Origin of the sequence: Kineococcus auxinigenes, assembly GCF_050871525.1 — a bacterium.
Taxonomy (GTDB): Bacteria; Actinomycetota; Actinomycetes; order Actinomycetales; family Kineococcaceae; genus Kineococcus.
This window is the reverse complement of the sequence record NZ_JBKBCT010000038.1, coordinates 1-14,073: the sequence shown is the minus strand read 5'-3', so window position 1 is coordinate 14,073 and position 14,073 is coordinate 1. Positions and strand designations below refer to the sequence as shown.

General features: G+C 76.8%; 11 protein-coding genes. 7 read left to right on the top strand and 4 right to left on the bottom strand.

The features are described from left to right. Positions 1–118: 118 nt before the first annotated feature. Positions 119–1,501 carry an ATP-dependent 6-phosphofructokinase gene (locus tag ACRYR9_RS11720; protein ID WP_432498076.1) on the bottom strand — a complete coding sequence of 461 codons (1,383 nt, stop codon included), beginning with the start codon at positions 1,499–1,501 and terminating at the stop codon, positions 119–121. A 164-nt stretch (positions 1,502–1,665) separates the two neighbouring features. Between ACRYR9_RS11720 and ACRYR9_RS11715 the strand changes: the two genes are divergently transcribed. Next, a complete protein-coding gene (locus tag ACRYR9_RS11715; protein WP_432498078.1) occupies positions 1,666–2,064 on the top strand; it encodes an OsmC family protein in 399 nt (132 codons plus the stop codon). 12 nt (positions 2,065–2,076) lie between these two features. Here ACRYR9_RS11715 and ACRYR9_RS11710 read toward each other — a convergent pair whose 3' ends face one another. Further along, positions 2,077–4,146, bottom strand: a complete 2,070-nt coding sequence (locus ACRYR9_RS11710) for a cytochrome c oxidase assembly protein (RefSeq protein WP_432498081.1) — start codon at positions 4,144–4,146, stop codon at positions 2,077–2,079. Positions 4,147–4,199: 53 nt separating this feature from the next. Then, on the bottom strand, positions 4,200–4,715 hold the full coding sequence (locus tag ACRYR9_RS11705; RefSeq protein ID WP_432498083.1) for an ATP-binding protein: 516 nt from the start codon (positions 4,713–4,715) through the stop codon (positions 4,200–4,202). Positions 4,716–4,795: 80 nt separating this feature from the next. Between ACRYR9_RS11705 and ACRYR9_RS11700 the strand changes: the two genes are divergently transcribed. The 3 genes from ACRYR9_RS11700 (at position 4,796) to ACRYR9_RS11690 (ending at position 9,068) form a co-directional block, all read left to right on the top strand. Next, positions 4,796–5,572, top strand: a complete 777-nt coding sequence (locus tag ACRYR9_RS11700; protein ID WP_432498086.1) for a MarR family winged helix-turn-helix transcriptional regulator — start codon at positions 4,796–4,798, stop codon at positions 5,570–5,572. After that, a complete protein-coding gene (locus tag ACRYR9_RS11695; protein WP_432498089.1) occupies positions 5,569–7,638 on the top strand; it encodes an MDR family MFS transporter in 2,070 nt (689 codons plus the stop codon). Before ACRYR9_RS11700 ends, ACRYR9_RS11695 begins: the two co-directional genes overlap by 4 nt. 104 nt (positions 7,639–7,742) lie before the next feature. After that, positions 7,743–9,068, top strand: coding sequence for an alpha-amylase family protein (locus tag ACRYR9_RS11690; protein WP_432498092.1), 1,326 nt, complete (start codon positions 7,743–7,745; stop codon positions 9,066–9,068). 36 nt (positions 9,069–9,104) lie between these two features. Here ACRYR9_RS11690 and ACRYR9_RS11685 read toward each other — a convergent pair whose 3' ends face one another. Beyond that, a complete protein-coding gene (locus tag ACRYR9_RS11685) occupies positions 9,105–10,304 on the bottom strand; it encodes an acetylesterase (RefSeq protein WP_432498094.1) in 1,200 nt (399 codons plus the stop codon). A gap of 123 nt (positions 10,305–10,427) precedes the next feature. On the opposite strand from ACRYR9_RS11685, the gene ACRYR9_RS11680 reads away from it, so the two are divergent. The 3 genes from ACRYR9_RS11680 to ACRYR9_RS11670 are packed head-to-tail and all read left to right on the top strand — an operon-like array spanning position 10,428 to position 13,986. After that, a complete protein-coding gene (locus ACRYR9_RS11680; protein WP_432498097.1) occupies positions 10,428–11,954 on the top strand; it encodes a glycoside hydrolase family 43 protein in 1,527 nt (508 codons plus the stop codon). Further along, entirely contained in the window at positions 11,951–12,853 is a 903-nt protein-coding gene (locus tag ACRYR9_RS11675) for a DUF6807 domain-containing protein (RefSeq protein WP_432498099.1), read from the top strand. Before ACRYR9_RS11680 ends, ACRYR9_RS11675 begins: the two co-directional genes overlap by 4 nt. Next, the gene (locus tag ACRYR9_RS11670; protein WP_432498101.1) at positions 12,850–13,986 is read left to right on the top strand and encodes a Gfo/Idh/MocA family protein; all 1,137 of its coding nucleotides are present in this window, start codon (positions 12,850–12,852) and stop codon (positions 13,984–13,986) included. Before ACRYR9_RS11675 ends, ACRYR9_RS11670 begins: the two co-directional genes overlap by 4 nt. The last annotated feature ends 87 nt before the right edge of the window (positions 13,987–14,073 follow it).

Genomic DNA, 14,073 nt, shown 5'->3' with positions numbered 1-14,073 from the left:
TCTCGTCGACACCCGGCGCTCCGTGCGCGTCCGGGGGCACACCCCACCCTGTGCGAACTCTGTGACCTCCCGGTGACACATGACCGAAGGTCAGGGGAACGTCACTGTCCGCAGAGCCTCACTGCCCGCCGAACACCGTGACCCGCTCCGCCGGCGCACCGCCGAACGACCACGGCTGCCCCGTCGCCTCCAGCACCGACCACCACAGGTCGCCGTGCGGGTCGACCTGGTTGCGCGCCGAGACGGCCAGCCGGATCGGGATGTGCACGAACCGGCGGCGCCAGCGGCCCACCACCATGTTCGTGCGCCCGGCCATCGCCGCGTGCGCGGCGGCGTGCGCCAGGCGGATGCAGTACACGCTGTCGTACGGGTTCGCCGGGACGGACCGGATGACGTAGCTGGGGTCGATGTAGCGCAGGTTCAGCTCCAGGCCGTTCGCGGCGAAGTCGTCCGCGACGGCCTGGCGCAGCAGCCGGCCCACGTCCTGCAGCTTCTTGTTCCCCGAGGCGTCGCGCTGGTCGTCGTCGTCGAACAGCTCCTGCCCCGCGCCCTCGGCCGCCACCACCAGGGCGTGCCCCTGGCTGGCGACCTTCGCCCGCAGCAGCTCCAGGAACCCCCCGGACCCGTCCAGCACGAACGGCACCTCGGGGATCAGCACGAAGTCGGCGTCGTTCTGCGCCAGTGCCGCGTAGCAGGCGATGAAACCCGAGTGCCGCCCCATGAGCTTGACGATGCTGACGCCGTTGGGCGCCGTGCGGGCCTCCACCTTCGCGGAGCGGATCGAGCGCGTGGCCTCGCTGAACGCGCTCTGGAACCCGAAGCTCTGGTCGATGAAGGGGATGTCGTTGTCGATGGTCTTGGGGATGCCGACCACCGCGATCTTCAGCCCCCGCTCGGCGACCTCCGCGCAGATCTTCTGCGCCCCGCGCAGGGTGCCGTCGCCGCCGATGACGAACAGCACCCCGATGCCCATGCGCTCCAGGCAGTCCACGACCTCCGCGGTGTCCTGCTGCCCGCGCGAGCTGCCCAGGATAGTGCCGCCCTCGGCGTCGATGCCCTCGACGGTGTCCGGGGTCAGGTCCACGACGTCGTGCCCGTAGCGCGGCACGAAGCCCTGGTAGCCGTTCTTGAACCCGTAGATGCGGCGCACGCCGTAGTGGTTCGTCAGCTCCGAGACGAGCCCGCGGATGACGTTGTTGATGCCCGGGCACAGCCCGCCGCAGGTCACGATGCCCACGCGGGTCTTGGAGGGGTCGAAGAAGATCTTCTTGCGCGGGCCGGTGGGCTCCAGGCTCGGCAGGTCGGTCAGGGCGCCCAGGTCGTGCTGGTCCTCCACCCGCCGCGCCACCTTGGACAGGGTGTCGTCGAACAGGACGTGGTCGGTCTCGTCGATGTAGTGGTGGGTCGTGCGGCGGGCCTGCAACCGGGGCGCCAGCGGGGAGTCGACGGTGCAGGGGCCGAGGGTCTCGACCGTGAAGTCGGGCACGGCGGCGTTGTCCATGAGCGTCGCTGGTCCTTCCAGGCTGCGGGGTCCTCGCGGTGCTGCCCGCCCATCATCGCGGTCACCGGCCGGGCACGGCGCGGCGGGGTGCGGCAGGGCGGGGTGCGGCGGGGCAGGGGGTGATCACCGAGCGGGCCGGCGCGCGGCGCCCTAGCGTCGGGGGCATGACCAACGACCTGTACACGGCCGTCGTCACCTCGTCGCCGGGCTCGGCCCGCTCCGACGACGGCGCCCTCGCCCTGGACGTCAGCGAGCCGACCAGCCTGGACGGCACCGGCAACGGCACCAACCCCGAGCAGCTGATGGCCGCCGCGCTCGGCAGCTGCCTGATGGAGTCCCTGCGCATCGCCACCTCGACCACCGGCGGCAGCACCGAGGGCGCGCAGGTCGAGACCCGCGTGACCCTGGCCAAGGGCGACCCCGGCTACACCGCCCGCTACGCGCTGCGCGTGACGCTGCCCGACGCGGGCACCGACGCCTCCGCGGTGCTGGAGCAGGCGCTGGGGCTGTGCCCGTTCACCAAGACCGTGGACGCCTCGGTGCTGGACGTGCAGCTGGCCTGAGCCCCCGGCGCCCTAGTCCTCGCGCGACTGCTCCGGTGCGCGGTCGTGGTCGGCCAGGCGGGCCAGCATGGCGTTGTACTGCGCCAGCTCGCGGCCGCCGTCGCGCTCGGCCGCGCGGTCGCGGCGGCGGTTCTCCCGGGTGTCCGAGCGCGACCACGCCACCGCCACGCCCAGCACGAGCACGAGGGTGGGGACCTCGCCGATGCCCCAGGCGATGTCCCCGCCCTTGCGCTGGTCGGCCAGCAGGTCCGCGCCCGGGGCGACCTGGCTGAACCAGTCGGCCGCCAGCAGCTGGGTGCCCTGCATGAGGGCCACGCCGAAGAAGGCGTGGAAGCCCATCGTCGCCAGCAGCAGGATGAGCCGCAGCGGGTGCGCCGGGCGGTGCGGGCCGGGGTCGACCCCGATGAGCACCGACGAGAACAGGTACCCGGTGCCCAGGAAGTGCACCATCATCAGCTCGTGCCCGACGTGGGTGCGCAGCGCCAGCTCGAACAGCGGCGAGTAGTAGAAGACGATCAGCGAGCCGGCGAAGAGCGCGGCCGCCACCAGCGGGTGCCCCACCAGGGCCAGGTACCGCGAGTGCACGACCTCCATCAGCCACTCGCGCGCGCCGCGGGAGCCGTCGCGGCGCGCGGGCAGCACGCGCATCGCCAGCGTCACCGGGGCGCCCAGGACGAGCAGCGGCGGCACCGCCATCGTCAGCAGCATGTGCTGGAGCATGTGGGCGCTGAAGGACAGGCGGCCGTAGGCGGCCGGCCCGCCGCTGGTGACGAACAGCAGGGCCAGGCAGCCCAGCACCCACCAGGCGGTGCGCCCGGCGGACCAGCGGTCGCCGCGGCGGCGCAGCACGCGCACGCCCAGGAGGTAGCCGACGAGCAGGCCGGTCCCGATCAGCAGCCACAGCAGGTCCGGGGAGGTCTCGGTGAACCAGCGGGCCGCCGTCAGCGGCGGGGGGGCGGTCTCCCCCAGCAGCTCGCTGACGGGGTCGGTGCCGGGGACGTCCTCGGGCACGGGGGTGGGGGTGCGGCCGAGGGCCACGCCCAGCCCGGTGGCGGCGGCCATCAGGACGAGCTCGCCGGCCGCCACGCGCCAGAAGGTGCGCGGGGAGGTGGCCAGCAGCGGCAGGGTGCGGCGGCGGTGCCAGGCCCCCAGCGCGCCGAGCAGCACCAGGGCCGCGGTCTTGGCGACGACGAGGGCGCCGTAGGCGGTGCCCAGGCCGGACCAGCCGCCCAGGCGCACCGCGGCGTTGACGACGCCGGACAGGGCCACGCCCGCGAAGCACCACAGCGCGAGCGCCGAGTAGCGGGCCGCCACGGCGGGCAGGTCCACGGCCCGTTCCCCCGCCGCGGCGCGCCGGCCGGTCAGCGGCAGGGCGATCAGCACCGCGGCCAGGCCGCCGACCCACACGGTGACGCCCACCAGGTGCAGGCCCAGCGAGCTGACGGCCGTCTGGTGGGAGGCGGAGCCGGAGGCGTGCCCGGACAGCGACAGGGGCACCAGGGCGACGACGGACAGCACCGCCCCCCAGGCGGCCCCGCCCGGGCGGGTCGCCGCCGCCCCGACGGTGGCGACGACGGCGGCCAGGACGGTCGTGACGAGCAGCGCGCGCCCCAGGTCGATCTCCTGGGCGAACTGGGCGAACTGGGCGCCGAAGCCGGCGGCGCCGGGGGCCGCGCCGATGACGTCCATGGCGGTCAGCACGAGCACGGCCAGCGCCGAGACGGTCCAGGCCACGGCGCCCACGCCCGCGGCGCGCACGACGCGCGACCAGGCGGCCGACGGGTGCGGCAGCACGAGCGCGGCCACGACGAAGCCGCCCACGGCCAGGGACGCCGACAGGTCGTGGACGGTGCGGGCCAGCGGCAGCCCGTAGCGCACGAGGGCGCCGGGGTCGCCCAGCACGGAGGGGGTCAGCCCGCCGCCGGTGGACAGCGCCAGCAGCAGCGCGGCGCAGGCGGCGGCGAGGCAGGCGAGGGTGGTGAGCACCGTCCCGCTCGCCCCGGGGGTGCCGGCGACCGCCGGGGAACCGCCGGGGCGGGCCGCGGGGCGCGTCGGGCGGGCGGGTCGGCGGGTCTCAGCCACGCCCTCCAGGGTAGGTCGCGGCCGGGGCGCCGCCGGTCGTGGGCGGTCCGGGCTCAGCAGGCGCGCGCGGTGCGCACGGGGGCCAGGTGGGTGGCCACCTCGAACCAGACGACCTTGCCGAGGGGCTGCACCTCGACGCCGTGGGAGTCGGCGAGCGCCTCGAGCAGGGCCATGCCGCGCCCGTCGAGGGCGTCGGGGTCGGACTCGCGGCGCAGGGGCAGGCGGGTGTTCTCGTCGCCGACGCCGACGCGGACGCGCGAGCCGTGGCGGCCCACGCGCAGGACGACGTCGCTGCGGCCGTGGATGACGGCGTTGGTGACGACCTCGGCCGTCAGGAGCAGGAGGGTGTCGACGACGTCGCCCACGAGGCCCTGCTGGATGCACCAGTCGGCCACCACGTGGCGGGCGGCTCGCGAGGAGGCCGGTTCCGGGGCCAGGGTGATCTCGCAGGGCTGCTCCGGCGGCGGCGCGGAGCGGGTCTCCCGGCGCTCGAGGTCGCCGGGGAAGGGAGCTCGCGCCCGCTCGAACGGCTCGGCGCGGCGGCGCCCCGCGGCTCGCACTGGCCGCACGGCCCACCCGTCTGCCCTGTCCGGCATCCTGCGCTCCCCCGTGCGTGCCCGCGGCTGGTAAGTTCGTCCTCAGTGGTTGCGTGCAGCAGTCATCGATCCCCGCCGGGCCGCGACCCCGAGGTGTAGTTCGCGCCGGAGCCCCGGCCCGTTACACCACGGCGGCCACCGCCACCGCGCGACGCACCGGGCACGCGTCCGGGAACCACCCGGCACCACCCACCGCCGCACCAGCCCACCACGGACCCGCCCGTCGCGCACCACGGCGAGCGGCGCGCAGCGCCTTCGAGGGAGGACCCCTGAGCACCACGCACCACGACACCGGGGCGACGCCCGGCGGCCCTCCGGGGACGAGCGGCAGCGCCCTGCTGCCCGCCCTGTCGGACGAGGTCACCCGCACCCTGCGGGCCCTGCACGCCCTCAAGGCCCAGATCGCCCGCGCCGACACCGGGGCCGACGGCGCCGTGCACACCGTGCTGCTCGTCGTCGCCGACCACGGCGCCCAGCGCGTGGGCGCGCTGGCCGAGCGGATCGGCACCGACCCCTCCACGGTCAGCCGGCAGACCGCCGAGCTGGTCCGCCGCGGGCTCCTGCAGCGCCTGCCCGACCCCGAGGACGGGCGCGCCTGCCGGGTGGAGGTCACCCCCGCCGGGCGGGACGTCGTCGCCAGCACGCTGCGGCGGCGCCGGGAGCGGCTGGCGCGCGCCGTGGACGACTGGGACGACGACGACCTCGGCACCTTCGTCGCCCTGCTGGCCCGCTTCACCGACGGCCTGGAGCGGGTGCGCGGCGAGGCGCCCGCCCCGCGCCCGCGCACCCCCGCCCACACCCCCTCGCGCACCGACCAGGAGACCGCATGAGCAGCACGACGGCCGGCGCCCAGCCGGCCGGCCCCGCCCACCCCCCCGCCGACGGCCCCCAGCTCAGCCACCGGCAGATCATGGCGATCCTGTCCGGCCTGCTGCTGGGCATGTTCCTGGGCGCGCTGGACCAGACGATCGTCGCCACGGCGATCCGCACCATCGCCGACGACCTGGACGGGTTCTCCCTGCAGGCGTGGGCGACCACGGCGTTCCTCATCACCTCGACGATCTCCACGCCGCTGTACGGCAAGCTCTCCGACATGTACGGCCGCCGGCCGTTCTTCATCGCCGCGATCGCGATCTTCGTGGTGGGCTCCGCGCTGTGCGGGATCTCCGGCTCGATGTACGAGCTGGCCGCCTGGCGCGCCCTGCAGGGCCTGGGCGCCGGCGGTCTGATGTCGCTCGCGCTGACGATCATCGCCGACGTCGTCCCGGCGCGGGAGCGGGCCAAGTACCAGGCCTGGTTCATGGCCGTGTTCGGCACCTCCAGCGTCCTGGGCCCCGTGGCGGGCGGGTTCTTCTCCGGCCAGGAGTCCATCCTCGGCCTGGCCGGCTGGCGCTGGATCTTCTGGATCAACGTGCCGCTGGGAGCGCTCGCGATGCTCGTCGTCGTGCGCAACCTCAAGCTGCCCAAGCGCACCACGCACCACCGCATCGACTGGCCCGGCGCGCTGACGCTGGTGCTGTGCCTGGTGCCGCTGCTCATCGTCGCCGAGCAGGGCCGCAGCTGGGGCTGGGGCTCGGGCTGGGCGCTGGCCTGCTACGCCCTGGGCGCCGTCGGCCTGGTGTCGTTCGTCCTCGTCGAGCGCGCCTACGGCGAGGAGGCGCTGCTGCCGCTGCGCATGTTCAGCGGGCGCACCTTCGTCGTCGGCAGCCTGGCCAGCCTGATCCTCGGCATGGGCATGTTCGGCGCGATGGCCGTCCTGCCGCAGTACCTGCAGGTGGTCAAGGGCTCCTCCCCGACCGTCGGCGGCCTGCAGATGCTGCCGCTGGTGCTGGGCATCATGTCCGCCAGCGCGTTCGCCGGGCAGTTCATCGCGCGCACCGGCCGCTACAAGCCGCTGCCGGTCGTCGGCACCGGCCTGATGGTCGTGGCGCTGTTCCTCTTCAGCCGCGTCAACGCGGACACCCCGGTGTGGCAGACGATGATCGTCATGCTGATCATGGGCTGGGGCCTGGGCGGCAACATGCAGCCGATCATCCTGGCCGTGCAGAACGCCGCCGCCCCGCGCGAGATCGGCGTGGCCACCTCCTCGGTGACGTTCTTCCGCCAGATGGGCGGCACCCTGGGCACCGCCGTGTTCCTGTCCATCCTGTTCTCCAGCCTCGGCGGGAACGTCTCCTCCGCGTACCGCTCCGCGGCCGGCGACCCGGCGTTCACCAGCGGCCTGCAGCAGGCGGGCCTGGACCAGCAGGGCCTGCAGGGCGTCCTGGCCGAGGCGCAGGACGACACCTCGGTGCTGGGCACGCTGCCGGACGCGGTCGCCCACCCGTTCCGGGTCGGCTTCACCGACTCCACGAGCCTGATCTACCTGGTGGCGGCCCTCGTCATGGTGGCCGGGTTCGTGACGGTCCTGTTCCTGCCCGCGCTGCCGCTGCGCGGCGGCGGGCGCGCGCCGGGCGGGCGGGGGCCGGCGGCCGGTGCCGCCGACGCCCCCGCCGCCCCGGTGCAGGCCGCCGCCGGCGCGGTGCACCCCGCGCAGGTGCGCGACCACCCCGGGCAGCTGACGGGCGCGCCCAGCGGCGCGCCCGCCCACGAGCCCTCCGACGCGCCCGCGGCCGGTGAGCTGGCCGAGCGCGTGCGCAGCGCGGTGCAGGAGGCCAAGGCCGCGCAGCGCGCCGTGGAGGACCTGGCCGGCGAGACCGCCCGCCGGGAGGCGGCGCTGGACGCGGCGGTGGAGCGGTTGCGCGACCTCGGCCTGGACGAGGCCTCCGTCGAGGCGGCCCTGGGCGAGGACGCGGCCACCCCGCGCGGCCGGCACGCCGGCCCCGTGGCGCCCCCGGCGGGCGGCCCCGCCGACGGGCCGTCCGTGCAGCCGGACCGGCTGGGCGCGCAGCGCTGAACGCCCCGCCCCCGACGGCCCCGGGGCGCCCGCGCTCCGGGGCCGTCGAGCGGCGCGGGTGCGCCGCTGGGAGCATGGTGGCCGGTCCGGCGGGAGGAGCACGGGTGCCCGAGTGGGTGCGGGACGCGATCTGGTGGCACGTCTACCCGCTGGGGGCGACCGGGGCCTTCCCCGACGCCGGCCCGGCGGACGGCCCGCGGTTGCTGCGGCTGCTGCCGTGGCTGGACCACGTGCGCGACCTCGGTGCCAACGGCCTGCTCCTCGGGCCCGTCTTCGCCTCCAGCACGCACGGGTACGACACCGTCGACCACTTCCGGATCGACCCGCGCCTGGGCACGGAGGAGGACTTCGACCGCCTCGTCGCCGCCTGCCGCGAGCGCGGCCTGCGCCTGCTGCTGGACGGCGTGTTCAACCACGTCGGCCGCGAGCACCCCGCCTTCCAGCGCGTCCTGCGCGAGGGCGCCGCGGCCCCCACCGCCGGGTGGTTCCGGCTGCGCTGGCCCGACGGCGACGGCCCCGGGGCGGTGCCCGTCCACGACGACTTCGAGGGCCACGGCGACCTCGTCGCCCTGGAGCACGCGGACCCCGGGGTCGCCGACCTCGTCGTGGACGTCATGACGCACTGGCTGGCCCGCGGCGCGGACGGCTGGCGCCTGGACGCCGCCTACGCCGTGCCGCCGCAGCGCTGGGCCCCGGTCCTGGAGCGGGTGCGCGAGCGCTTCCCCGGCGCCTACGTCGTCGGCGAGGTCATCCACGGCGACTACGCGGGCACCGTCGCGGCCTCCGGCATGGACTCCGTCACCCAGTACGAGCTGTGGAAGGCCGTCTGGAGCGCGCTGAACGAGGCGAACCTGCACGAGCTGGCGTGGACGCTGGGCCGCCACGACGGATTCCTGGAGACGTTCGCGCCGTTCACGTTCGTCGGCAACCACGACGTGACCCGCATCGCCAGCCGCCTGCACGACGAGCGCCACCTGGCGCACGCGCTGGCGGTCCTGATGACGGTGGGCGGCACCCCCGCGGTCTACGCCGGCGACGAGCACGCCTTCCGCGGCGTGAAGGAGGAGCGCGCCGGCGGCGACGACGCGGTGCGCCCGCCGCTGCCGCCCACCCCGGCGGACCTGTCCCCGCTGGGGCTGCCCACCTTCCACCTGCACCAGGAGCTCATCGGCCTGCGCCGCCGGCACCGCTGGCTGCACGACGCGCGCACCGAGGTGCTGCACGTGGAGAACGAGCGCCTGGTGTACGCCTCGCGCGCCGCCCACGGCACCGGCCGCCTGCTGGTGGCGCTGGACGTCTCCGGCACCGGCGGGGAGGTGCCCGCGCCGGGGGCGGGCGCGGTCCTGGCCGGTGCCGGGCAGGTGCGCGGTGCGGCGGGTGGGGAGCGGGTGCTGCTGGCGCCGCACGGCTGGGCGGTGCTGGCCGGCTGAGCCGGCGGGCCGGGTCGAACCGCCGGGCGGTCCGGTTCAGCCGGCTGCGGGGTGCACGCGGTCCAGCCACGCGAACGCCTCGCGCTGCATGGCCGCGTCGAAGCGGTGCCCGGTCTCGTGCAGGGAACCGGTGAACGCTCCCGGTGCACCGGCGGCGGCGTAGCGGGCGGCGATGCGCTCCACCGCGCGGCGCACCCCCGCCTCGGGGAACAGCGGGTCGCGCAGTCCGGACTGCACCAGCAGCGGCACCGGGGCCCGGGCGGCCACCACGTCCGGCCAGTCCCCCACCCGCCCCAGCCCCGGCGTCATCAGCGCCCAGGTGTGCCGGTGCAGGTGCTGCGGGAGCGCCTCGCGCAGCGCGGTGGTCATGCAGACGACGACGACCGCGGCGGCCGGGGCACCCAGCGCCGCCGCCACCGCCGCGCGCGCCCCGCCGCCGGACAGGCCCAGCAGCGCCACGCCGCCGGGCGCGGTGCCCGGGTGCCCGGCGAGCACCCGGGCCGCCAGGACGTCCTCGCGGGCCAGCAGCCCGGCCCAGGAGGTGCCCAGCACCCCCAGCGCCTTGGCCACGGCGTCCTCGGCGGGGCCGGCGTGGACGTCGTAGGCGACGGCCTCGTCGTCGACGTCCTCCCCGGCGGCGCGGCGGGCGGCCAGCTCCAGCCGCGCGGGGCGCTCGGCGCGCTCGGGCATCGCCTCCACCGGCAACCGCCGGCTGCCCCAGCCGAAGCCGTCGTGCACCAGCACCGCCCGCCCCGCGCGGGCCAGGTCCTCGGCGAGCGCGCGCCCGTCGTACAGCTCCTCGCGCACGGCCCGCAGCCGCGGGTGCACCGGGCGCCCGTCCGCGCCGTCGGCGAGCTTGTCCAGGCCGAAGCGCTTCAGGCCGCCGTGGCAGTGCAGGGCGAGGGCGCCGGGCAGGGGCCCGCGCTCGCCGGCGGGTCGCAGCAGGCGCCCGGCCACGCGGGGGCCGAAACCGGCGTCCCAGCTCAGCTCGGTGCCCGCCAGGCCGTCGCGCGTCCAGGTGCCCTCCACCCGCACGTCCGGCTCGGGGACGTCGGCGGGCAGCCCGACCGCGGCGCGCAGCCGCCGGCAGACCTCCTCGCCGGTGGGCTCGTCGGCGCCGAACAGGGGCCAGGAACCCTCCAGCAGCTCGACGAGCCCGTCGAAGGCGCCCAGGCGCCCCGCGGGGGCGGCCCCGGGCGCACCGGCGTCCCGCCCCGTCGTGGTGTCGAACCGCACCGCGGACCCCCTCGTCCTCGTGACCGCCGCTGCCCGGCGGGAAACCCGTCCCCCGGCACCGTACCCACAGCGCGGACCTGCGGGGAACTCCCGCGGGTAACCGGTTTCCGGTAGTCTCCGGCCATGCCACCCGACGACGACGTCACCCGGTTCCGCAACCCCGTGCTCGACGCGGACTGGCCGGACCCGGACGCGATCCGGGTCGGCGAGGACTACTACCTGGTCTGCTCCAGCTTCAACCGCGTCCCCGGCCTGCCGGTCCTGCACTCGCGCGACCTGGTGAACTGGCGGATCCTCACCCACGCCCTGCCGGAACTCACCCCCCGCGAGCACCACGAGCTGCCCCGGCACGGCGGCGGCGTGTGGGCACCGGCGATCCGGCACCACGAGGGCACCTTCCACATCGTCTACCCCGACCCCGACCAGGGGATCCTCGTGGTCAGCGCCAGCGACCCGGCCGGGCCGTGGAGCGCGCCGCGGACCCTGCTGCGCGGGCTCGGGCTCATCGACCCCTGCCCGCTGTGGGACGAGGACGGGCGCACCTGGCTCGTGCACGGCTGGGCCAAGAGCCGCAGCGGCGTGAAGAACCGCCTGACCGTCGTGCCCGTCGACACCGGGCTGACCACGGCCACCGGTCCGGGTCGCACGGTCGTCGACGGCGACGACCTGCCCGGGTTCACCACCCTGGAGGGCCCGAAGCTCCACCGCCGCGACGGCTGGTACTGGATCTTCGCCCCCGCCGGCGGCGTCGCCACCGGCTGGCAGTCGGTGTTCCGCTCCCGCTCGGTCCTGGGCCCCTACGAGGAGCGCACCGTCCTGCACCAGGGCGGCACCGACGTCAACGGCCCCCACCAGGGCGCGTGGGTGGACACCCCCGACGGCCAGGACTGGTTCCTGCACTTCCAGGACCGCGGCGCCGCCGGGCGGGTGGTCCACCTGCAGCCGGTGCGCTGGGGCGAGGACGGCTGGCCCGTCATCGGCGAGGCCGCCGACGGGCAGACGTGCGGGACGCCGGTGCGCGGACCCCGCTCCCCGCACGGGGTGGCGCAGCGCTCGCCGGTCCTGCCCGGCTCGGACGGTTTCACCACCGGGTACGGGCCGCAGTGGCGCTGGCAGGCCAACCCCCGCCCCGGCTGGGCGAGCGCCGGCGGCGGCGAGCTCCGCCTGGGCGCGGTGCCGAACGACACCGGGAACCTGCGCCTGCTGCCGCAGGTCCTGGGCCAGCCCCTGCCGGGCGTGCGGTGCACCGCGACGACCTCGCTGCGCCTGGAGGGCACCGGCACCGGGCGCGCCGGGATCACCGTCCTGGGCCGCGACTACCTGTGGGCGGGGCTCCGCTCCGGCGAGGACGGCACCTGCCTGGTCGTCGCGCGCCGCGCCGACGGCGAGCACGACGAGACCGTCCTGGCCGAGCGGGAGCTGCCCGCCGGCGGCACCGCGCACCTGCGCCTGGACGTCACCGCCGACGCCCGCGTGCGGGTCCACGTCCGCACGGGCGAGGAGGACTGGGCCGCCACCGGCCCGGAGTTCACCGCCACCCCCGGGCAGTGGATCGGCGCGGAGCTCGGCCTGTTCGCCACCGCCCCCCTCGGCGGCCCGGACGGCCCGGCCGCCGTCGTCGGCCCCTTCTCCCTGGAGGTCACGCCGTGAGCACCGACAGCCCCCCCGCACCCGCTCCCGCACCCGTCCCCGCGACGGCGCCCGCCGCACCGGCCCTGCGCCCGCAGCCGGCGCTCACGGCGGCCGGGACTGTGGTGGCCGTGCTCGACGACGGCTCCACCGTGCCGGCGGTGGACTCCCCCCGCCCCCACCTGCACCCGGTGCGCACCCTCGGCGGCACCGCGGTGACCGGCACCGCCCCCGCCGACCACCGCCACCACCGGGGCGTGGGGATCGCCGTGCCCGACGTGGACGGCACCAGCCACTGGGGCGGGCGCACGTACGTGCGCGGGAAGGGCTCCACGCTGCTGGAGAACCACGGCGCGCAGCACGTCGTCGAGCAGGACGGCGACGGCGCCGGCACCGCGCGGCAGGTCGTCTCCTGGCGCGACCGCGCCGGGGGCGAGCAGTTCCGCGAGGAGCGCCGGCTGCGGGCGGCCGCCGCCCCCGGGGGCTGGCGCCTGGACTGGACCTCCGTGCTGCACGCCCGGCACCCGCTCACCGTCGGCAGCCCCGCCACGAACGGGCGCCCCGGCGCCTTCTACGGCGGGTGGTTCTGGCGGGCCCCGTTCCAGGGTGCGGAAGCCCTCGTCGCCGACGGCGCCGGGACCGCGCTCGCCCACGGGTCGCGCTCGCCGTGGCTGGCGGTGAGCACGCCCGGCGCGTGGTTGCTGGCCGTGCAGCACGGCGAGGTGCTGCCGTGGTTCGTGCGCACCGAGGAGTACACGGGTTTCGGCCCCGCCCTGGCGTTCGACGCACGGCGCGAGGTCTCCCCCGACGAGCCCCTGCGCATCCGGCTGAGCGTCCTGGTCGCCGACGGGCCCGCCCCCGCCCCGGGGACCGTGCGCGCCGCCGCGCTCGGCCTGCTGGCCACCGGGGTGGACGCGTGAGCGGCACGACCCCGCCGCGGGTCGCCGTGGTCGGCGTCAACGGCCACGGCCGCAGCCACCTGCAGCACGCCCTGGACGCGCACGCGGCGGGGCGGCTGCGGCTGGCCGCCGTCGCGGACCCGCGCCTGGACGACCTGCCGGAACTGCCGGCCGGGACGCGCCGGCACCCCGACCTGGACGGGCTGCTGCACGAGAGCGCCCCGGACGTGGTCGTGCTGAGCACCCCCATCCACACGCACGCCGCGCTGGCCACGGCCGCGGTGCGCGCCGGCGCGGACGTGCTGCTGGAGAAACCCCCCACCGCGACCGCGGCGGAGTTCACCGAGCTGAGCGCCACCGTGCAGGCCACGGGGCGGCTGTGCCAGGTGGGTTTCCAGAGCCTGGGCTCGGCCGCCGTGGAGCACGTGCGGCGCCGCGTCGCCGACGGCCGCGTCGGCGAGGTCACCGGCTACTCGGCGGCCGGCTGCTGGGTCCGCACCCGCGCCTACTACCAGCGCGCCCGGTGGGCGGGACACCGCCACCTCGACGGGCGCGTCGTCGCCGACGGGGCCCTGACCAACCCGCTGGCGCACGCGGTGGCCACCGCGCTGGCCGTGGCCGGCGCCCAGCGGGCCGAGGACGTCACGGCCGTGGAGACCGACCTGTTCCACGTCCACGACATCGAGGCCGACGACACCTCCGCGGCCCGCGTCCACCTGGCGGACGGGCGGGACCTGGTCGTGGCGGTGACGCTGTGCGCCGCCGAGCGCGGTGAGCCCTTCGTGGTGGTGGAGGGCACCGCCGGCCGGATCACCCTGTACTACGCGCTGGACACGGTGGTGGAGGAGGTGCCGGGCCACCCGCCGCTGGTGACCCGGCACGAGCGCACCCACCTGCTGACGGACCTGCTGGCGGCCCGGGCGCACGGGACGCCGCTGCTCTCGTCGCTGGCCGACTCGGGCGGCTTCACGCGCGTGCTGGAGGCGGTCGTCACCGGTCCGGCACCGAGGCCGGTGGCCGAGGGGTTCTTCGAGCGGCTGGAACTGCCCGGCGGCGACGAGGGCCGCCGGCTGACCGGGGTGGAGGAGGCGGTGGCGGCTGCGCTGCGCGAGCGCGCCACGTTCAGCGAGCTCGGGCTGCCCTGGACGCGGTGAGCGCCGCGGGCCCGGAGGACGGGGCTCGCGGCGCCCCCCCCACCTCCGCGGGGGGGGTGCGCGGCACGGGGGCGGGCGGCGCCCCCC